Origin of the sequence: Actinocatenispora comari, from assembly GCF_017312725.1 — a bacterium.
In the GTDB taxonomy this organism is placed as follows: Bacteria; Actinomycetota; Actinomycetes; order Mycobacteriales; family Micromonosporaceae; genus Actinocatenispora; species Actinocatenispora comari.
This window is the reverse complement of record NZ_BOPO01000113.1, coordinates 54,712-75,144: the sequence shown is the minus strand read 5'-3', so window position 1 is coordinate 75,144 and position 20,433 is coordinate 54,712. Positions and strand designations below refer to the sequence as shown.

Below are 20,433 nucleotides of genomic sequence, written 5' to 3'. Positions count from 1 at the left end.
CGCGACCGGCCGGTACGGGCGGGCGGTGCGTCAGGCCAGGACGATGTCGAAGCCGCCGTCGTCCTCGCGCGGGTCGGGCCGCTCCGGGCCCTGCGGCACCGGGTACTCGTCGACCAGCATGGTGCCCGGCCCCGGCCAGGTGGCCTGGCTGACCTCCAGCACGTCGCCGTGCTCGTCCCGGGCCACGTGCAGCAGCGCGAGCACCGGCGTGTCCGGCCGGATCTGCAGCAGCTCGGCCTCGGTACGGGTCGGCTGCCGGGCGGTGATGTGGTCGCTCGCCTTCGTGTAGCGCCGCCCGGTGGCTTCCTCGACCGCCAGGTAGAGCGGGCCGCGCGGCGCGTCCAGGGTGTCCAGCCCGCTGCCGGCGACGTCGGTCGGCCGCAGCCAGCTCGCCCCGACCTCCGCCGGCTGGTCGCCCAGGTAGAGCACGTGCCGGCGCAACACGAGCGGGGTGCCGACCTCGACGCCGAACGCCCGCGCCACGTCGTCGGGGCAGGCCTCGGTACCGGCCGAGATGAGCCGCTGCCGGTACCGCACCGGCATGTCGCGGTGGTAGCCGCGGGCCCGCCCGTACCGGGAGCGGGACAGCCGGTGCATCTGCCGCCGGCTGCCGCGCACGAACGTGCCGGAGCCGGGCTTGGTGAGCACCAGCCCCTCGACCCGCAGCTGGTCGAACGCGCGCTGCACGGTCTGCCGGGCCACCCCGTAGCTGGCCGACAGCGACGGGATCGACGGCAGCCGGTCGCCGGGCTGCAGCGAACCGGACCGGATCGCCGCCCGCAGGTGTTCGGCGATCTGCCGGCTGGGTGCCTCCGCCGTACCGGGGTTGATCGTCACGGCTCGCCTCCTCGCGTCGCTTGCGGGTCAGCATAAGCCCTAGCTTCCTAGGATGGCGTACCCGCCGCGCCACGGGTCACCGCCCGATCGTCGCGCCCCGCCGCAGCGTCGCCAGGCCCCGGCGACCGGAGGCGCGTCGTCGGGCCCGACGACCGGAGCCGTGTCGCCAGGCCCGGCGATCGGAGCCGTGTCGCCGGACCCGACGACCGACGACCGACGTGGCAGCGTCCGCCTCCGCTACCGGCGTGCCGGCGCGGACCGACCAGCGACGTGGCCGCGCCGGCACAGCCACCGGGACGGCCGCCGGACGCGCAACGCCCCGGCGTCGACGGATCGACGCCGGGGCGGGGGGCGAGGACGGTTCAGCGGGCGGCCGGCCCGCCGCCGCGCCGTCGCAGGTACTTCTCGAACTCCTTGGCGATCTCGTCGCCGGACAGCGGCTCCAGCCCCGGCTCGTCGTCGCGCTGCTCCAGCGACTGCACGTACTCGGCGATCTCGGAGTCGGAGGCGACCAGCTCGCGCACCTGCTCCTCCCAGTCGGCGGCGTCGGCCTCCAGGTTGCCGGTCGGCACCGGCAGGTCGAGCACCTCCTCGACCCGGTGCAGCAGCGCGAGGGTGGCCTTCGGGCACGGCGGCTGGCTGACGTAGTGCGGCACGTGCGCCCAGAACGAGATCACGTCCAGCTCGGCGTGCTCGGCCGCCTCGTGCAGCACCCCGACCACGCCGGTCGGCCCCTCGTACTTGGTGGGGGCGAGCGCGAGCCGGCGCATCAGCTCCGGGTCCTGGGTGCTGCCGGTGATCGGCAGCGGCTGGCTGAACGGCACGTCGGCGAGCAGCGCGCCGAGCAGCACCACCTGGTCGATCTCCAGCCGGTGGCAGACGTCGAGGATGTCGTCGCAGAAGCTCTTCCACCGCATGTTCGGCTCGATGCCGCGCAGCAGCACCACGTCGTGCTCGGCCTCGGGCAGGTGGCACAGGTAGAACCGGCTGGTCGGCCACTCGATCACGTCCGGGCCGGTTTCGGACATCGTCACCGTCGGCCGGGTGACCTGGAAGTCGTAGTAGCTCTCCGGGTCGATCTGGTCGATCGGGCGCGCCTGCCACGCCGTGCGCAGGTGGTCGACCACCGCGGTCGCGGCGTCGGCGGCATCGTTCCAGCCCTCGAACGAGGCGATCAACACGGGGGAGCGCAGCACGGGAAGTCCGTCGAACTCGGTCACGCGGCCAGCCTACGTCGAGCCACCGACACGGCCGGCGGGCGCTCCGACGACACGCCGATATCGGGACGAAACGGATTATTCACGCAACGGAACGATGTAGGTGTCCGGCGGGTGTCGCGCCGGCGTCCACCCAGTGGCGGCCGGGGAGTGCCGGTCGAGCGAGGTGGCCGGCGCGCGGCTAGCCTTGGCGGGTGGCAAACGCGAAGCTGTTGGACATCGTCCGTGACCGGGTGCTGCTCGCCGACGGCGGGATGGGCACCATGCTGCAGGCCGCCGACCCCACCCTGGACGACTTCCAGGGCCACGAGGGCTGCAACGAGATCCTCAACGTGACCAGGCCCGAGGTGGTGCGCGGCATCCACGACGCGTACTTCGCGGCCGGCTCCGACTGCGTCGAGACGAACACGTTCGGCGCGAACTTCGGCAACCTCGGCGAGTACGGCATCGTCGAGCGCACCGCGGAGCTCGCCGAGGCCGGCGCCCGGCTGGCGCGCGATGTCGCCGACGGCTGGTCCAGCCCCGACCGACCCCGGTTCGTGCTCGGCTCGATGGGGCCCGGCACCAAGCTGCCCACGCTGGGCCACGCGCCGTTCGCCACCCTGCGCGACTCGTACCAGCAGGCCGCCTCCGGCCTGATCACCGGCGGCGCGGACGCGCTGATCGTGGAGACCTGCCAGGACCTGCTGCAGGCCAAGTCCGCGGTGATCGGGGCCAAGCGTGCGATGGCCGCGGCCGGCGTCACGGTGCCGCTGATCTGCCACGTCACGGTCGAGACGACCGGCACCATGCTGGTCGGCAGCGAGATCGGCGCGGCGCTGACCGCGCTGGAGCCGCTGGGCGTCGACTTCATCGGCCTCAACTGCGCGACCGGCCCGGCCGAGATGGCCGAGCACCTGCGCTACCTGTCCCAGCATGCCCGGGTGCGGCTGTCGGTGATGCCCAACGCCGGCCTGCCGGAGCTGACCCCGGACGGCGCGCGCTACCCGCTGACCCCGGACGAGCTGGCCGAGGCGCTGCACGAGTTCGTCTCCGACTACGGCGCGTCGCTGGTCGGCGGCTGCTGCGGCACCACCCCGGAGCACCTCGCCCGGGTGGCCGAGCGGGTCGACGGCCTCACCCCGACGCCGCGGACGCCGAGCACCGAGCCCGGCGTCTCCTCGATGTACCACCACGTGCCGTTCCGGCAGGACGCCGGCGTGCTGATGATCGCCGAGCGCACCAACGCCAACGGCTCGAAGGTGTTCCGGGACAAGATGCTCGCCGGCGACTTCGCCGGCTGCGTGGAGATCGCCCGGGACCAGGCCCGGTCCGGTTCGCACCTGCTCGACCTGTGCATCGACTACGTCGGCCGGGACGGCAGCGTGGACATGCGCGAGATCGCCGGCCGGTTCGCCACCGCGAGCACGCTGCCGATCATGCTCGACTCGACCGAGCCGGCGGTGATCGAGGCCGGGCTGGAGACGCTCGGCGGCCGGTGCGTGGTCAACTCGGTCAACTACGAGGACGGCGACGGGCCGGAGTCCCGGTTCGCCCGGGCCATGCCGATCATCCGCGAGCACGGCGCCGCGGTCGTCGCGCTGACCATCGACGAGGAGGGCCAGGCGCGTACCGCGGAGTGGAAGGAGCGCGTCGCGGTCCGCCTGATCGAGGACCTGACCGGCAACTGGGGCCTGTCCACCGCGGACATCCTGGTCGACTGCCTGACCTTCCCGGTGTCCACCGGGCAGGAGGAGACCCGGCGCGACGCGCTGGAGACCATCGAGGCGATCCGGCGCATCCACGAGCGGTACCCGGAGGTCAACTTCACCCTCGGCGTGTCGAACGTGTCGTTCGGCCTGAACCCGGCGGCCCGCCAGGTGCTCAACTCGGTGTTCTTGCACGAGTGCGTGCAGGCCGGGCTGTCCTCGGCGATCGTGCATGCGAGCAAGATCCTGCCGATGTCGAAGATCCCGGACGACCAGCGCGAGGTCGCCCTCGACCTGGTGTACGACCGGCGCCGGGAGGGTTACGACCCGCTGCAGAAGCTGATCGAGATGTTCGAGGGCGTCGACGCGGCGTCCGCGCGGGCCAGCCGGGCGGAGGAGCTCGCCGCGCTGCCGCTGGTCGAGCGGCTCAAGCGGCGCATCATCGACGGCGAGCGCAACGGCCTGGACGACGACCTCGCCACCGCGCTGGCCGAGGGGTACAAGGCGCTCGACATCGTCAACGACATCCTGCTGGACGGGATGAAGGTGGTCGGCGACCTGTTCGGGTCCGGCCAGATGCAGCTGCCGTTCGTGCTCCAGTCGGCCGAGGTGATGAAGGCCGCGGTGGCCTACCTGGAGCCGCACATGGAGGCCACCGACGACTCCGGCAAGGGCACCATCGTGCTGGCCACCGTCAAGGGCGACGTGCACGACATCGGCAAGAACCTGGTCGACATCATCCTGTCCAACAACGGCTACACGGTCGTCAACATCGGCATCAAGCAGCCGATCGCGGCGATCCTGGAGGCGGCCGAGCAGCACCAGGCCGACGTGATCGGGATGTCCGGCCTGCTGGTCAAGTCGACCGTGGTGATGAAGGACAACCTGGCCGAGATGATGGCCCGCGGGATGCACTCCCGGTTCCCGGTGATGCTCGGCGGCGCCGCGCTGACCCGGGCGTACGTCGAGGACGACCTGCGCGGCCAGTTCGAGGGCGACGTGCACTACGCCAAGGACGCCTTCGAGGGCCTGTCGTTGATGGACAAGGTGATGGCGGCCCGCCGCGGTGGTGCGCCGGTCATCGACCCGGAGCGGGAGGCGCAGCTGGCCAAGCGGCGCGAGCGCCGGGCCCGGCAGCAGGCGATGGTCGCCGACACCGCCCCCGACCTGTACGACGCGTCGGTGCGCTCGGATGTCGCGACCGACGTGGACGTGCCGCGGCCGCCGTTCTTCGGCACCCGGGTGGCCAAGGGCATCCCGCTCGGCGACTACGCGGCGATGCTGGACGAGCGGGCCACCTTCCTCGGCCAGTGGGGTCTCAAGCCCACCCGCGGCGGTGACGGCCCGTCGTACGAGGAGCTGGCCGAGTCCGAGGGCCGCCCCCGGCTGCGGTACTGGCTGGAGCGGCTCGCCACCGACAAGCTCATCGAGGCCGCCGTGGTGTACGGGTACTTCCCGTGCTACTCGGAGGGCAACGACCTCGTCGTGCTGGACGAGAACGGGCACTCCGAGCGGGCCCGGTTCACCCTGCCCCGGCAGCGCCGGGAGCGGCGGCTGTGCATCGCCGACTACTTCCGCCCGAAGGACTCCGGCGAGCTGGACGTGGTGGCGTTCCAGCTGGTCACGGTGGGTCCGGCGATCAGCGACTACACCGCGAAGCTGTTCGCCGACAACGCCTACCGCGACTACCTGGAGGTGCACGGGCTGTCGGTGCAGCTGGCCGAGGCGCTCGCCGAGTACTGGCACCGCCGGATCCGCACCGAGCTGGTGCTGCCCGGCGGCGCCACGGTCGCCGACGCCGACCCGGGCGATCTCGCCGGCATCCTGAAGACCGACTTCCGCGGCTGCCGGTACGCGTTCGGCTACTCGGCCTGCCCCGATCTGGAGGAGCGGGCGAAGGTGGTCTCGCTGCTCGACCCGGATCGGATCAACGTCTCGCTGTCCGAGGAGTACCAGCTCAGCCCGGAGCAGTCGACCGACGCGCTGGTGGTCCACCACCCCGAGGCCAGCTACTTCAACGCCCGCTGACCGCCCGGTGGCGCGCCGTCACGGGGCGCCACCGCCGTGCTGCAGCACCGCCAGGTACTCGTGCGCCCGGCGCAGCAGCGCCGGGTGACCGGCATGGTCGGCGTGCCGGTCCAGCACCTCGCCGTCGACGCGCAGCTGTCCGAGCGCCAGGCCGGTGCCCTCCAACAGCAGGATCAGGTCGGCCGGGCTGTAGCACCGGCCGACCTGGGTGATCGCCTCGTCCGGCCGGTCGGCCTGCCACCACGTGTCGGTGTAGCGGCTGTGCACCGGGTCGAAGTCGGTGCGTTCCTCCAACGTGTACGCGTAGCCGCGGGAAGGATCCGCTTCCCGGCGTTCCCGGTCGCCGGCCCAGCCCGCCCAGACGAACGGGTTCATCACGTCGACCAGCGCGGTACCGCCCGGACGCAGCCATTCGCCGGCGATGCGGCGCAGCAGCCGGCGCTGGTCGGCGTCGGTACCGATCCCGAAGCCGTTGAAGTAGCACACCACGTCGTAGCCGCCGGGCAGTTCGACGGTGTAGAAGTCGTCGCGCAGCACGCGAAGCCGCGGCCCGGCGTACCGTTGCGCCTGCTCGGCCCGGTCGCTGATCTCCACCGCGGTCACCTCGTGCCCGCGCTCGGCGAGGGCCGCGGCGGTGTTGCCGAACCCGGCGCCGAGTTCGAGGATCCGGTACGGCCCCGCGCCGCAGACCTGCGCCAGCAGTTCGGCGCGGCCACGTTCCCGGTCGCCGACGCCGGAGATGGCGGGGCCCCACCAGCGCCCGGTGGTCGAGTAGAAGTCGCGCACCCAGTCCATCGCAGCAGCACAACACGCCCCCGGCCGGGCGCCAACCGGGTTTCGCCCGGGACGCCGCCTCGCATGGCCCGATGGATGGACGCGTGGAGAGCAGCGGGCCGCGGGAGGGCAGGCACGACTACTGGGGTGTGGTGCTCGACGCGCCGGACGGCCCGGCGTTGGCCCGCTTCTACGCCGACCTGCTCGGCTGGCGGGTCGCCTCGTCGGAGCCGGAGTTCGCGACCGTCGGCCCGCCGGACGGGGTGGCCTACCTGGCCTGCCAGACCTCGCCGGAGTACCGCCCGCCGGTGTGGCCGCCCGCCGGCGACGCCCAGCAGATGATGCTGCACCTCGACTTCGAGGTGTCCGACCTGCCGGTCGCGGTGGAGGCGGCGCAACGTTCCGGCGCGCGGCTGGCCGACTTCCAGCCGCAGGAGTCGGTGCGCGTGCTGCTCGACCCGGCCGGTCACCCTTTCTGCCTGTACCTCGACAACTGACCTGATCCGGCGACGTCGATCGGCGCCGGCCCGGCTTCAATAGCGGCGCAGTTACCTAGGACGCTGGGTTCGGGGTGAGCCGCGCCACCCGGACGCGGCGGAGGGCGCCGGTGCCCGACCGCGACCGGCAGGATCGACACCATGCAGACGACCACCGACCTCGCCGCCGTGCTGTTCGACATGGACGGGACCCTCGTCGACAGCGAGAAGGTGTGGACCATCGCCCTGTACGAACTGGCCGACAAGCTCGGCGGCCGGCTGTCCGACCGGGCCCGCGCCGACATGGTCGGTACCAACATGAGCCGGTCGATGGTGATCCTGCACGAGGACCTCGGCCTGCCGCTGGACGACACCACCGGCAGCGTCGGCTGGCTCGAGGACCGGATGGGGGAGCTGTTCGCGGAGGGCCTGGTCTGGAAGCCGGGCGCGCGCGACCTGCTCACCGCGGTGCGGGACGCGGGCGTACCGGCGGCGCTGGTCACCGCGACCCGACGCCGCCTGGTGGAGAAGGCGCTCACCACCATCGGCCGCGACTTCTTCACCGCGGTGGTCTGCGGCGACGACATCCCCGAGACCAAGCCGGACCCGGCGCCGTACCGGCACGCCGCGCAGCTGCTCGGCGCCGACCCGGCGCACTGTGTGGCGATCGAGGACTCGCCGACCGGCCTGGCGAGCGCCCGCGGCGCCGGCTGCGTGGTCCTCGGCGTGCCCAGCGAGGTCGACCTGTCCGGCATCGCCGGCGTCACCCTGGTCGACAGCCTCACCGAGGTCGACGTCGACTACCTGCGCCGCCTCGCCACCACCCGCTGAGCGGCGTCAGGCCTGGCCGGCCAGCGGCACCGGTGTGCCGGTGCCGGCCCGGTCGGCAAGGTGCACCTGCCACAGCACGAACGGCAGGAGCAGCACGCCGAGCACTCCGCCGGCCGCGATCACGGTCGGTACCGGCACCACGTCGGCGGCCGCGCCGGCCACGGTCATGGCGAGGCCCTGCGCGGTCATCTGGCCGGCGGTGAGCAGGGTCAGCGCGCTGCCGCGCAACGACTCCGGTACCGCGGCGAGGAACCGGCGGTCCAGCCCGAGGCTGTAGGTGATGGCCAGCCCGGTGGCCACCTGGCAGGCGAGGCAGACCCACAGCGGCGGATCGAACGCGTACGCCAGCGACGGCACGGCCGCCCACAGCGCGGCCGGCGCCATCAACCGGGCCCGGCCGCGCGCCCCGAGCAGCGAGCCGGCGAGCGTCTCGCCCAGCACCGCGCCGACCGGCATCCCGCACATCAGCAGGCCGAGCCAGCCGGACGAGGCGTGCGCGGCGGCGGCGAGCGGGGTCAGCAGCGCCTCGCCGACCACCACGAACATCGGCGGTACCCAGGCGAGAAGCAGCAGCGAGCGGATCCGCCGGTCGGCGAGCAGCCACCGCACCGCGCCCAGCGAGGAACCCAGCAGCGGCCCCGCCGTCGTCCGCGCCGCCCGGGCCCGAGTGCCGAGCCGCAGCACGAGTGCGGAGGCGAGGAAGGTCGCCGTGGTGACCGCGAGGACCCCGCGCGGCGACACCGCGAGCAGCAGCACCCCGCCGATCCCGAACCCGGCCAGCTGCGCCGACTGCGACACCAGCCGGATTACCGACCGGCCCAGCACGTACCGGTCGCCGGTGCCGAGGATGTCGGTCAGCGTCGCCGCCCGGGTACCGGTGAACACCGGCGCCACCGCGGCGAGCAGGCAGCGCATTACCAGCAGCGCGGCGACCGGCATGCCCGGTACGACCAGGCCGGCGGCGCCCGCGGCGCACAGCAGGTCGCAGCCGACCAGTACCCGGCGGGTGGGGAAGCGGTCGGCGACCGAGGACAGCAGGGTGCCGCAGAGCGCGTACGGGAGGAGTCCGAGGGCCAGGCTCAGCGCGCTGAGCAGCGGTGACCCGGTCAGCCGGTACACCAGGACCGACAGGGCGATCTCGGCGAGCACCTCGCCGAGCATGGACAGCACGTGCGCGGCGAACACCGCTCGGAACTCCGGTACCGCGAAGACGGAGCGGTAGCCGGCACTGCGCGCGGACGACATGGCGGGCAGCGTGCCCGGCGCCGGCGACGCGACCTACTGTTTCGGCTGGAGCCGAAAGATGGGGGGAGCCGCCGTGCCGTTGCGGATCCGGTTCGGTGCGGACGACCTGGCGCGGTGCCGGTTCGCGCTGTCACCCCTGTGCGAGACGCACGAGGCCGTCCGGACGCTGCGCCGCGCCCGGCGGCACGCCTACCATCTGCCCTGGTTGCGGCGGGCCCGGGACGCGGCCCGCGGCCTCGACCTCACCGAGCTGTCGCTGCTGATGCCCGATCCCGGCTACACGCCGGACTTCCTCGGCCCGCCGCCGACGACCCCGTACACGACGGTGGCGTCGTTCGCCGACGAGCTCGACCGGCTCGCGCGCACCGACGTGGAGCTGGCGCGCTCCGAACTGCGGCGATCGCTGGACAGCACGCCGGGCGCCGAGGAGAGCGCGGCCGGGCGGCGGCTGCTCGCCGACCCGGCCGCCGCGGTCCGGCGTCTGGCGGTGGTCACCGAGCAGGCGTGGCACGCGCTGGTCGCCCCGGACTGGCCCCGGATCCGTACCCTGCTGGAGGCCGACATCGCCTACCGGGCGCGGCGCCTCGCGGTCGGCGGGCTGCGGGCGCTGTTCGCCGACCTGCATCCCCGGCTGCGGTTCGCCGACGACACGCTGACCGTACTGACCGCGGACGGCACGCCGCGCCGGCAGGAACTCGCCGGCCGCGGCCTGCTGCTGATGCCGAGCGTGTTCTGCTGGCCGGAGCCGATCGGCGGCTTCGCCCCGCCGTGGCAGCCGACCGTGATCTACCCGGCCCGCGGCATCGACGGACTGTGGCGGCCGGGGCCGGCCGCCCCGGCGGCGCTGGCCCGGCTGCTCGGTCCGAACCGTGCCGCCGTGCTCGCCGCCCTGACCGAACCGGCCACCACCACGGCGCTCGCCGAGCGGCTGCGCCTGGCCGTCTCGTCGGTCTCCGCGCACCTTGCCATACTGCGCGACGCCGGTCTGGTCACCGCGCACCGTGCCGGCCGCCACGTCCGCTACCAGCGCACCGCCGTCGGCGCCATCCTTACCACCGACCCGCGCTGACCGCGGTCGTGCCGCCCGCGCTGGGCTGGTGCCGAGGGCGGGCACGAGGCTGCCGAGTCCGCGTCGCGGCTCGTCGGCCGCGTGCCGGCCGGCAGGGCGGCACCGGCCGCTCGCCCGGGTCGTCGATCGTGGTGGCCGGTCAGCGGGTCGGCTCGGCGGGGAGGGTGGTGAGGGCGAGGTCAGCGATGGCGTGCAGGTCGGCGGTGCTCGCGCCGTCCCGAGCTTGCTGTGACATGCCCTGGACGACGGCGGCGAAGTAGCCGGCGAGGGCGCCGGGATCGGTGTCCTCGGGCAGCTCGCCGCGGCGCACCGCGGCGGCGAAGCGGGCGGTGAACACGTCGAGGTTGGCTGACCGCTGGCGGCGCAGGTTCTCGGCCACCTCCGGGTTGTCCGGGCCGCAGGAGTTCGCGGCGTTGATGACGAGGCAACCGCGCGGTTGGCCGGGTGTCGTGTAGGCGTCGGCCAGCGCGTGCAGCATCGCGCCGAACGCGGGGCGCACCGGTACGGCGGAGTCGAGCGCGCGCTGCAGGACCGCGCCCTCGTGCGCCCCGTAGGCCGCGACGACCTCCTCGAACAACCCGCGCTTGTCGCCGAAGGCGGCGTACAAGCTGGGCGGCTTGATGCCCATCGCCGTGGTGAGCGCGGCGATGGAGGTCGCCTCGTACCCGTGCTCCCAGAACAACTGCTTGGCTGCCCCGATCGCCCTGTCACGGTCGAAGCTGCGTGGCCGTCCTCGCGTCGTTGCCATCCATCCACTCTATAGCGATCGCTAAAAAATCTGCTACGGTACTCATCCATAGTGATCACTACAGAATTGGAGTGGGCGGCCATGGGCGCACTGGACGGGAAGACCGCGTTGGTCACCGGGGCGAGCCGGGGCATCGGGCGAGCCATCGCGGAGCGGCTCGCGGCGGACGGTGCGGTCGTCGCCGTGCACTACCACCGCGGTGTGACGGCCGCCCACGAGGTGGTGACCGGGATCCGGGAGCGCGGCGGCGTCGCGTTCGGCGTCCGCGCCGAACTGGGCGTGCCCGGTGACGTCGACACGCTGCTCGCCGGCTTCGACACCGCGATCACCGAGTACGACCCGCGTGGCGGCCTCGACATCCTCGTCAACAACGCGGCGATCGGCACCAGCGACGACCTTGCCGGGCTGACCCCGGCGGGCTTCGACACGCTGTTCGCGGTCAACGTGAAGGCGCCGATGTTCCTGGTCCAGCAGGCGCTGTCGCGGCTGCGGGACGGCGGTCGGATCGTCAACATCTCGTCCGGGGTGACCCGGATCGCGCTGCCCGACATCATCGGGTACGCGGCGACGAAGGGTGCCGTGGAAGCGTTCAGCCACAACCTTGCCAAGCAGCTCGGGCCTCGCGGCATCACCGTGAACGCGGTGTCGCCCGGCATCGTCGAGACCGACGTGAACCCCTGGCTGGCCGACCCGGAGCGCGCCCGGTGGGCGGCGGACTTCTCGGCGTTCGGCCGGGTCGGTCAGCCGGACGACATCGCCGACGTGGTCGCGTTCGTCGTCGGCGACGACGCGCGCTGGGTGACCGGGCAGGTCCTCGACGCCACCGGCGGATCCGCCCTGTGATCCGAGCGCCGAACCACCTCTCGGTGCCGCCGGCCAGCGCACTGCGCTGCACCGGTCCCCGCACCGGGACTGCCGGTACGGCGCGGCGTTCCGAGGCACTTCCGCTGGCCGCGGGGCAGGTCGAGGCCGATCGCCGGTGCCGGCCCGCCGGTTCCACCGGCTGCCGGGCCGCCGCCGGCGAGCCGAGACGGCAACCGTGACCGCGTCAGCGGGCCAGGGCGGCGGTGAGGGCGTCGATCTCGGCGAGCGGGTCGGCGGACAGCGGGCGTACGGCGACGGTGTCGACGCCGGCGTCCCACAGTGCGCGGACCCGATCGGCGGCGACGTCGGGCGAGCCGGCCGCGGCGAAGAGCTCGGGTTCCGGCACGCCGAGCCAGCTCGCCTGCTCGGTGACCAGCGCGCGGAACGCGAAGGAGTCGGGGTCGGGCGCCAGGTAGGTGAAGACGGTCAGCTGGTGCGGGCCGGGTGCGTCGATCCGGGCGCGGGAGGCGGCCACCCCGTGCGGGCCGATGCCTTCGGGCAGGATCGTGCCGTCGGCGACCCGGCCGGCCAGCGCCAGCGAGCGCGGCCCGACGACGCCGGCGACCACCGGCGGCACCACGGACGGCGGATGCACCAGGGTGACCCCGTCGACGTGGATCACCGTGCCGTGCAGGGTCAGCGCCTCGCCACGCAGCAGGGTGCGGACCGCGGTGATGGTCTCGCCCAGCAGCGCCAGCTTGTGCGGCGTGCCGGCGCCGACCCGGTCCATCCACCCCGGTACGCCGTGGCCGATGCCGGCGGTCAGCCGCCCCGGGTACACCCGGGCCAGGGTGGCCAGCTCCATCGCCAGCAGCACCGGGTTGCGCAGCGGTGCCGGCGCGATGCCGTATCCGACGTGCAGCCGTTCGGTGGCACCCAGCGCGATCGCCGCGGAGGTGGCGCCGCCGGCCCAGCCCAGGTCCTCGACCACCCACAGGTCGTCGACCGGCAGTTCCTCCAGCGCCCGGGCGAACGCCGGCAGGCCCTCCGGCGCGCGATCCCGGTCGTACATGACGCCGAGCCGGCGCCGCCCGTTCCCGCTCACCGCGCGACCGTAGCAGCCCGATTCCGTTCGCGGGCGGGCACTCGACGTCAGGCCGTGGGGGAGGGGCGCCAACCGGTGTCGGCGGCCCAGCGTTCGGCTGCCTGCATGAGGATCCCCGTCGCCGGCACCTTGATCTGCCCGTAGTCGTTCAGGTCCGGCACGCTGTCCGCGAGCCTGCGTTTGAACGCCGCCCAGTGCCGCCGGGCCTCGTCGTCGGCGCGCAGGTAGTCGCGGAACAGCAGCGCGAAGCGTGCGTTCGGGGCGTGCTCGGCACGCAGGTGCACGTTGCACCGTCGACCACCGACCGGCGGAGCGAACACGAGTTTGCGGCAGAGCCGCCCGCCGGACATCTCCGCCCGGTTCCACGGTTCGGGGCGGCAGCGGAAACCGATCGCGGCGAGCAGCGCGACCTGCCGCGGCTCGTCGATCGCCGGAACCCGGATCTGCACGTCGATGCAGTCCTTCGCGGCGAGGCCGGGTACCGAGGTCGAGCCGACGTGGTCGACCGCGCGCGCCTGTGCCCCCATCGCGTCGCGCAGCACCGCCGCCAGCTGCGCGAACTCGTCCGCCCACTCAGGACGGTAGTCGGTCACGGCCACCGGCGCGGTCTCGTCGGGAAACGGCATCCCCCGAGTATCGCCCGCGCGACGCCGGCCACCGCCGCGAGGCGACGCCGGCCACCGCCGCCCCGGCCGTCGGGCTGCGATGGCCGCCGTGCGGCGCCGGCATCACCCGGTGGGACGCCGCCGACCGGCATGCGGTCGGCGGCGCCCCACCGTGATGTCGTTACTCGTAGGCGATGGCGTTGAGCACGTTGAGCCGGGCGGCGCGGATCGACGGCAGGATCGCCGCCAGCACCCCGATCACGGCCGCGAGGATCAGGTACGCCACCATCAGCCCCCAGGAGAAGCTGAGCTGGGTGATCCCCTGGTCGTGCAGGGCGCGGACGACCGCCGCGCCCAGCCCGGCGCCGACCGCGAGCCCCAGTACCGCGCCGAACACCGAGATGGTGACCGACTCGACGGTGATCATGCTCATCACCTGCCGGCGCTTCATCCCGATGGCCCGCAACAGTCCCAGCTCCCGGGTCCGCTCGATCACCGACAGCGCCAGCGTGTTGACCACGCCCAGCGCGGCGATGATGATCGCGAGCGTCAGCAGGATCTGGATCATCGTCTGCACCGTGTCGAACGTCGACGTCTGCTGGTGCACGTAGTCGCTGCGGTCGGCCACGGTGATCAGCGGGTTGTCCGCGAGCAGCGCGTCGACCTGCTTCTTCACCGACGCGGTGGAACCGGAGCCGGACACCGTGACGTACGCCGAGGTCGGGTTGGTGAGGCCGAACCCGGCCACCGCGGCGTGTGGCAACAGCCAGCCGGACATGCCGCCCTCGCGGGACGAGTAGATCCCGGACACCGTGTAGGTGCCGCCGCCGCGCGGCAGCTTCACCCGTACCGTGTCGCCGACCTTCAGGTGGTCGGACTTGGCGGTCTTGCTGTCCACCAGCGCCTGGTGGTCGCCCAGCCCCGAGATCGAGCCGGCGGAGCGCTGGATGCTCAGCGACTTTTCCAGCGCCGGCACGTCGTCGGTGGCGGCCACCGCGGTGTTCCTGCCGTCGACCTGCGCGCTGGTGCGGTAGATGCCGGCGACCGAGGACACCCCGGAGATGCCGCGCATCCGGCCCAGCAGCGCCGTGTCGAAGCTCGGCGGTACCTCGGAGGTCTGCTGACCGGAGACGATCAGATCGGCCTTGATCTGCTCGTTGGCCAGCCTGTCGATGCTGGTCTGCACCGACGACAGCACCGTGGACACACCGGTGATCAGCGCGATGCCGACCATCAGCGCCGCCGCGGTGACCGCGGTACGCCGCGGGTTGCGCGCCGAGTTGCGCCGGCCCAGCTTGCCGGCCGTACTGAACGACATGAGCCGGCCGATCGCGCCGACCACCGGCCGGGCGATCAGCGGGGTCAGCAGCGCCACCCCGATGAACGCGATCAGCACGCCGGCCAGGATCGCCCACAGCGTCGCGGTCCCCGACAGCGAACCGAACAGGCCGAACCCGAGCACCACCGCGCCGCCGACGAACACCACGCCACCGGCGATGCTGATCCGGGTCAGCGGCCGGTCCGGCGTCGCCGCGTCCCGCATCGCCGCGACCGGCGGGATCCGGGACGCCCGCAGCGACGGGAACAGCGCCGCCACCACCGTGATCACGATGCCCACCGCGAACGACGCGACGACCGCACTGGCCGGTACCCCGATCGACAGCTGCAGGTTGCCGCCGCCGACGTGGGTGAACACGTACCCGAGGGCGGCGCCGACGCCGATGCCGGCGAGCAGGCCCAGGGCGCCGGCGAGGATGCCGATGACCACCGCCTCCAGCAACACCGAGCCGATCATCTGCCGCCGGCTGGCCCCCAGCGCCCGCATCAGGGCGAGCTCCCGGGTGCGCTGCGCGACGATGATCGAGAACGTGTTGAGAATCAGGAACGCCCCGACGAACAGCGCGACACCGGCGAAGCCGAGCAGGATGTAGTTGAGGAACTTCAGCCCTTCCTTCAACGAGTCCGTGGTCTTCTTCGTCAGCTCCGCTCCGGTCTGCACCTTGTAGCCGTCGCCGAGCCGGCTGCCGATCCGATCGGCGAGGGTCTGCTGCGACACGCCCGAGGCCGCGGTGACGGTCACGTCGCTGTACACCCCGGTACGGCCGAGCAGCAGCCGCTGCGCGGTGGCGGTGGTGAACTGGATGCTCGTCTCGCCGCCGAGCGAGTCCCGGTTGCCCGAGTAGCCGTAGATGCCGGCCACCCGGAACGTGTGGGTCTTGCCGTTGATGATCGCCCTGATCGGGTCGCCGACGGCGAAGTCGCCGGTCTTGGCCAGCCCGGCGTTGATCACGACCTCGTCCGGCGCCCGCGGCCCGTGCCCGGAGCGCAGCTGCACCACGCTGTCGGACCCGCTCCAGTTCCCGCCGTACTGCTGGCCGGTGGTCGACGGGATCGCCTTGCCGTCCGAGCCCAGCGGTACGGTGCCGTTGGTCATCACCTCGCCGTGCGCGGCCCTGACCCCGTCGATGCCGCGCACGGTGCGCACCACCGACTCGGGTACGGTCGCGCCGCGCGCCGCCGACGGCCCGGAGTCGGCGTTCTGCCCCGGTGCCGGCTTCGGCGCCACCTGCACGTCGGTGTTCTGGTACGCGGTGGCGAACAGGTTGCTGAACGAGTCGCCCAGCGAGGTGGTCAGCACCAGCGAGCCGGCCACGAACATCACGCCCAGCACGACCGCGAGGCCCGACAGCACGAGTCGGATCTTGCGGGCGAGCAGGCTCTTGAGCACCGCCCGGAACATCAGGCGTCACCCCGCGGGTGCTCGCCGACCTTGTCCAGGTTCTTCATCTTCTCCAGCACCGCGTCCGCGTTCGGGTCGTGCAGCTCGTCCACGATGGCGCCGTCGGCGAGGAACACCACCCGGTCGGCGTACGAGGCGGCGTTCGGGTCGTGCGTGACCATCACGATGGTCTGGCCGAACTGGCGCACCGAGTCGCGCAGGAACCCCAGCACCTCCTGGCCGGACCGGGAGTCCAGGTTTCCGGTCGGCTCGTCGGCGAACACCACCTCGGGCCGCGACACCAGCGCCCGCGCGCACGCCACCCGCTGCTGCTGGCCGCCGGACATCTGCGTCGGCCGGTGCCCCAGCCGGTCCCGCAGGCCGACCGTGTCCACGATCGTGTCGAACCAGCCCTGGTCCGGCTTGCGGCCGGCGATCGACAGCGGCAGCAGGATGTTCTCCTGCGCCGTGAGCGTCGGCAGCAGGTTGAACTGCTGGAAGATGAAGCCGACCTTGTCGCGCCGCAGCTCGGTCAGCCCCTTGTCGCCGAGCCGCGTCACCTCGGTCTCGCCGATGTACACCGCGCCCCGGCTGGTCGAGTCCAGGCCGGCGAGGCAGTGCATCAGCGTCGACTTGCCGGAACCGGACGGCCCCATGATCGCGGTGTAGCGCCCCCGCTCGAACTCGACGTTGATGTTGCGCAGCGCCGCGATCTGGGCCTCGCCGGTGCCGTACAGCTTCCACACGTCCACCGCTCGGGCCGCGACGCCCGTCGCCGTGGTGACCGATGTCGCCACGATCCTCCCCCATCACCGATTCGGCGGGCCGACCCCGCCAACCTGCCCTCGACGCTACGGGCCGTGACGGCGGGATGCGTCGTACGTGGGGACTGTCGTCGACTCCATCCACCGGGGGAAGCGGGCCCCGGCGTCTCATCCGGCGCGACCCGTAGACCGAATCGGGGAACGACCCCGACTCCTCCTCAGGCAGGAGACCCGCCTCGCCCGGGCGGGGGTGGCGTCAGCTGCCGGGCCGGACCAGACCCGTCTCGTACGCGAGGACGACCGCCTGCACGCGGTCGCGCAGGTCCAGTTTCGTCAGCAGATGCCCGACATGCGTCTTGACCGTGGTCTCCGACACCGACAGCTGCCGGGCGATCTCCGCGTTGGACAGCCCGCGGGCCACCCACACCAACACCTCGCGCTCCCGCTCGGTCAGCACGTCGATGCGCGCCGGGGGAGCCGCGTCCGGATCGGGCAGGAAGGTACCGAACTGGTCCAGCAGCCGGCGCAGGATGCGCGGCGCGACCACCGCCTCGCCGGCCGCCACGGTGTGGATCGCGGTGACCAGATCCTCCGCCGGTACGTCCTTGGCGAGGAAGCCGCTGGCCCCGGCGCGCAGCGCACCCACCACGTACTCGTCCAGGTCGAAGGTGGTCAGGATCAGCACCCGGACCGGCAGCTTGGCCTGCACGATCGCCCGGGTCGCGGCCACCCCGTCCATCCGCGGCATCCGGATGTCCATCAGCACCACGTCGGGCAGCAGCCGGCGGGACAGCTCGACCCCCTCGGCGCCGTCGCCGGCCTCGCCGACCACGTCGACGTCGTCCTCGGCGCCCAGCACCATCCGGAACCCGGTCCGCAGCAGCGGCTGGTCGTCGACAAGCAGCACCCGTACCGGACGTGTTGCCTGCTCCACCTGCTCCACCCACCGATCCTGCGTGTTCACGCCCGCCCCTGTGGCTGCGCGTCGGCCACCGGGTGGTGCCCGCCGGCGTCGGGGAGCCGCGACAGCCCCGCCAGAGTGTCCATGGGAATCCTCGCGTACACCCGGAAGCCGCCACCCGGGCGGGGTCCGGTGACCAGCTCCCCGCCGTACAGGGCGACACGCTCGCGCATCCCGACCAGACCGTGCCCGCCCCGCTGATCGGCGTCCGCGGCCGGCCCGCGTCCGGTGTCGAACACCTCGACGGTCAGCGCGCTCGGCCCGAATCCCAGCCGTACCTGGGCGCTCGCCGGCCCGGCGTGCTTGACCGCGTTGGTCAGCGCCTCCTGGATCAGCCGGTACACGGCGAGCCCGATCCCCGCATCCACCGGGTACGGCTCGCCGTCGAGCTGCACGTCGACCGGCAGGCCGGCCTGCCGTACCGACGCGACCAGGCCGGCGATCGCCGGCAGCCCGGGCGCCGGGGCCAGCTCACCGGACTCCTCGGCCGGCTCCTCGTCGTTGCGCAGCACGTCCAGCAACCGGCGCAGCTCGCGCAGCGTGGTCCGGCCGGTCTGCTCGATGCTGCCCAGCGCCTCGGTGGCACCGGCCGGATCCCGGGCCAGGCTGCGCCGTGCCCCGGTGGCGAGCACCCCCATCACGCTGACGTGGTGCGCCACCACGTCGTGCAGCTCGCGGGCGATCCGGCGACGCTCCTCGGCGACCGCCTGACCGGCCAGCACCCGCTGGTTGCGTTCCGCCTCGGCGGCCCGCGCCTCCAGCGCCTGCAGGTAGGCCCGCCGGGTCCGGTGGTACTGGCCGAGCACGAAGCAGATCATCGCGACCAGCGCGTCGACCAGCAGCCCGAGCAGGGCGTCGCCGAGGGTGTCGCGGTGCGCCGCGCCGACGGCCATGGTGGCCGGCCACAGCAGCAGGAACGTCAGCGCCGTCTGCCGCGCCGGCAGCCGCGCGGCGGCCCGGTAGGTCAGCACGACGGCGGCGAAACCCTGGGTCTGCAGGGCGACCGGCCAGACCAGGCCGGGCAGCAACAGCAGCAGCGTCGCGACCACCGACGGCCACGGCCAGCGGCGCCGGCCGACCATCGGCAGCACGCCCAGCACCGACCAGATCGTCAGCGCCGGTGTCGCCGACACCCCGACCGATGCCGGTGCCAGCGCGATGACCAGCAGGTAGGCCAGCAGCACGACGGCGGGCACGATCGCATCGACCAGCAGCGCACCGGGCCACTGCCGCCGTCCCACCGCACCGAACGCCGCCACCTTTCGACCGTATCGGTGCCGGCCGGCGGCGGGTCGTCACGCAGGCCGATCTGTGTCTCCTCCGCGCGAAGGAGACACCCCGACCTACCCGGCGCCGCCGAGGTCGGCGGCCCCGGCCCCCGCCGGCTCGGCGTCCGCCCCCGCCGGCTCGGAACCGGGCGCGCCGGCCGCCGGCTCGGCATCCGACCTCGCCGCCGGCTCGGTATCGGGCGCGGCGGCCGGCTCGGTTCCGGGTTCGGCCGGCGCCGGGAACGGCGGGGGAGTGCCGCCGAACTCCGGGCACCTGGACTGGTGCGAGCACCAGTCGCACAGCCGGCTGCGCTTGGGCGGGAACTCCTTCGCCGCGGTCGCCCGCTCGATCGCCGCCCACAGCGCACCCAGGTTGCGCTCGAACCGGGCCAGCTCGTCGGCGTCCGGGCTGTAGTCGCACGCCTCGCGGTCCTTGAGGTAGAGCAGCCGCAGCGACCGCGGCACCACCCCGCGGGTGCGCCACAGCACCAGCGCGTAGAACTTCAGCTGGAACAGCGCCCGTGCCTCGAACGCCTCCCGCGGCGAGCCGCCGGTCTTGTAGTCGACCACCCGGATGTCACCGGCCGGCGACACGTCCAGCCGGTCGACGAAGCCGCGCAGCCGCAGCCCGGTGTCGAGCACCACCTCGATCAGGCTCTCCCGGTCGGCCGGCTCCAGCCGCTGCGGATCCTCCACCATGAAGTAGCCGTCGAGCAGCTCGCCCGCCGAGGCCAGCCAGCCGTCGAAGTCGGCCGCGGCGTCGCCGGTGAACAGCTCCGCCATCGCCGGCTCCGCCTCTGCCAGCCGCTGCCACTCCGGCTGCAGCATCGCCGTCGCCGCGGCCGGGGTGCGCTGCGCGGCAGGCAGCTCGTACAGCTTCTCCAGCACCGCGTGCACCAGCGTGCCGCGCACCTGGTCGGTGCTCGGGATCTCGGGCAGCCGGTCGATCGTGCGGTAGCGGTAGAGCAACGGGCAGGTCTTGAAGTCGGCGGCCCGCGACGGCGACAGCGACCCGCGCACGTCGGCCAGCTCCGCCGCGGACAGCGTGCTGCTGCGGTGCCGGCGCAGCGGATGCTGCGACCCGAGCTCCCCGGACCCCTCGCCGCCCGGCCCGTCGGCCTCGGACCGGGCGCCGGCGTCACGGGGGGAAGGGACACCGGCAGGGGAGGTATCGACCGTCATGGCCGCAGCCTAGGCGAGGGGTACGACGCTCACCTGCTGACACGGCGCGGCGGCGCGTCGCGCGTGGTCGGAGCGCGCTGCGCGGCGCGCCGGCGGTACCGGCCGATGCGTA

Annotated in this window: 17 protein-coding genes; 5 read left to right on the top strand and 12 right to left on the bottom strand. The window is 73.3% G+C overall.

Features of this window, described 5'->3' with window-relative positions:
• Nucleotides 1-30: 30 nt before the first annotated feature.
• Entirely contained in the window at nt 31-837 is an 807-nt protein-coding gene (locus NUM_RS27305) for a GntR family transcriptional regulator (protein ID WP_207127797.1), read from the bottom strand.
• A 362-nt stretch (nt 838-1,199) separates the two neighbouring features.
• Nucleotides 1,200-2,057, bottom strand: a complete 858-nt coding sequence (locus NUM_RS27300; RefSeq protein WP_207127796.1) for a PAC2 family protein — start codon at nt 2,055-2,057, stop codon at nt 1,200-1,202.
• 206 nt (nt 2,058-2,263) lie between these two features.
• Here NUM_RS27300 and metH point away from each other — a divergent pair, with 206 nt between their 5' ends.
• On the top strand, nt 2,264-5,770 hold the full coding sequence (gene metH, locus NUM_RS27295) for a methionine synthase (RefSeq protein WP_207127879.1): 3,507 nt from the start codon (nt 2,264-2,266) through the stop codon (nt 5,768-5,770).
• Nucleotides 5,771-5,788: 18 nt separating this feature from the next.
• Here metH and NUM_RS27290 read toward each other — a convergent pair whose 3' ends face one another.
• The gene (locus NUM_RS27290; protein WP_207127795.1) at nt 5,789-6,565 is read right to left on the bottom strand and encodes a class I SAM-dependent methyltransferase; all 777 of its coding nucleotides are present in this window, start codon (nt 6,563-6,565) and stop codon (nt 5,789-5,791) included.
• A 71-nt stretch (nt 6,566-6,636) separates the two neighbouring features.
• Between NUM_RS27290 and NUM_RS27285 the strand changes: the two genes are divergently transcribed.
• Both NUM_RS27285 and NUM_RS27280 read left to right on the top strand, forming a co-directional pair.
• Nucleotides 6,637-7,041 (top strand): VOC family protein, encoded by a 405-nt coding sequence (locus NUM_RS27285; RefSeq protein ID WP_207127794.1) that lies wholly within the window; start codon nt 6,637-6,639, stop codon nt 7,039-7,041.
• Between the two features lie 168 nt (nt 7,042-7,209).
• Nucleotides 7,210-7,851 (top strand): HAD family hydrolase, encoded by a 642-nt coding sequence (locus NUM_RS27280; protein ID WP_207127878.1) that lies wholly within the window; start codon nt 7,210-7,212, stop codon nt 7,849-7,851.
• A gap of 6 nt (nt 7,852-7,857) precedes the next feature.
• Here NUM_RS27280 and NUM_RS27275 read toward each other — a convergent pair whose 3' ends face one another.
• A complete protein-coding gene (locus NUM_RS27275; RefSeq protein ID WP_207127793.1) occupies nt 7,858-9,096 on the bottom strand; it encodes an MFS transporter in 1,239 nt (412 codons plus the stop codon).
• Between the two features lie 73 nt (nt 9,097-9,169).
• On the opposite strand from NUM_RS27275, the gene NUM_RS27270 reads away from it, so the two are divergent.
• Entirely contained in the window at nt 9,170-10,165 is a 996-nt protein-coding gene (locus NUM_RS27270; RefSeq protein ID WP_225918892.1) for an ArsR/SmtB family transcription factor, read from the top strand.
• Between the two features lie 139 nt (nt 10,166-10,304).
• Here NUM_RS27270 and NUM_RS27265 read toward each other — a convergent pair whose 3' ends face one another.
• Nucleotides 10,305-10,913 (bottom strand): TetR/AcrR family transcriptional regulator, encoded by a 609-nt coding sequence (locus NUM_RS27265; protein WP_207127791.1) that lies wholly within the window; start codon nt 10,911-10,913, stop codon nt 10,305-10,307.
• A gap of 81 nt (nt 10,914-10,994) precedes the next feature.
• Between NUM_RS27265 and NUM_RS27260 the strand changes: the two genes are divergently transcribed.
• Nucleotides 10,995-11,756, top strand: a complete 762-nt coding sequence (locus NUM_RS27260; protein WP_207127790.1) for an SDR family oxidoreductase — start codon at nt 10,995-10,997, stop codon at nt 11,754-11,756.
• 205 nt (nt 11,757-11,961) lie between these two features.
• Here the strand turns inward: NUM_RS27260 and NUM_RS27255 are convergent, their stop codons facing one another.
• The 7 genes from NUM_RS27255 to NUM_RS27225 all read right to left on the bottom strand — a co-directional run bounded on the left by NUM_RS27255 (nt 11,962) and on the right by NUM_RS27225 (nt 20,321).
• Complete coding sequence (locus NUM_RS27255; protein WP_225918891.1) at nt 11,962-12,822, bottom strand: LLM class flavin-dependent oxidoreductase; 861 nt, start codon at nt 12,820-12,822, stop codon at nt 11,962-11,964.
• A gap of 47 nt (nt 12,823-12,869) precedes the next feature.
• Entirely contained in the window at nt 12,870-13,448 is a 579-nt protein-coding gene (locus NUM_RS27250; RefSeq protein ID WP_207127789.1) for a GrpB family protein, read from the bottom strand.
• A gap of 160 nt (nt 13,449-13,608) precedes the next feature.
• The gene (locus NUM_RS27245; RefSeq protein WP_207127788.1) at nt 13,609-16,167 is read right to left on the bottom strand and encodes an ABC transporter permease; all 2,559 of its coding nucleotides are present in this window, start codon (nt 16,165-16,167) and stop codon (nt 13,609-13,611) included.
• Nucleotides 16,167-16,943, bottom strand: coding sequence for an ABC transporter ATP-binding protein (locus NUM_RS27240; RefSeq protein ID WP_225918890.1), 777 nt, complete (start codon nt 16,941-16,943; stop codon nt 16,167-16,169). The genes NUM_RS27245 and NUM_RS27240 overlap by 1 nt, the downstream gene beginning before the upstream one ends.
• Before the next feature lie 223 nt (nt 16,944-17,166).
• Entirely contained in the window at nt 17,167-17,874 is a 708-nt protein-coding gene (locus tag NUM_RS27235; protein WP_225918889.1) for a response regulator, read from the bottom strand.
• Complete coding sequence (locus tag NUM_RS27230) at nt 17,871-19,130, bottom strand: sensor histidine kinase (protein WP_225918888.1); 1,260 nt, start codon at nt 19,128-19,130, stop codon at nt 17,871-17,873. The genes NUM_RS27235 and NUM_RS27230 overlap by 4 nt, the downstream gene beginning before the upstream one ends.
• Nucleotides 19,131-19,214: 84 nt before the next feature.
• Nucleotides 19,215-20,321: a RecB family exonuclease gene (locus NUM_RS27225; protein ID WP_225918887.1), complete on the bottom strand. Its 1,107-nt coding sequence runs from the start codon at nt 20,319-20,321 to the stop codon at nt 19,215-19,217.
• Nucleotides 20,322-20,433 lie beyond the last annotated feature (112 nt).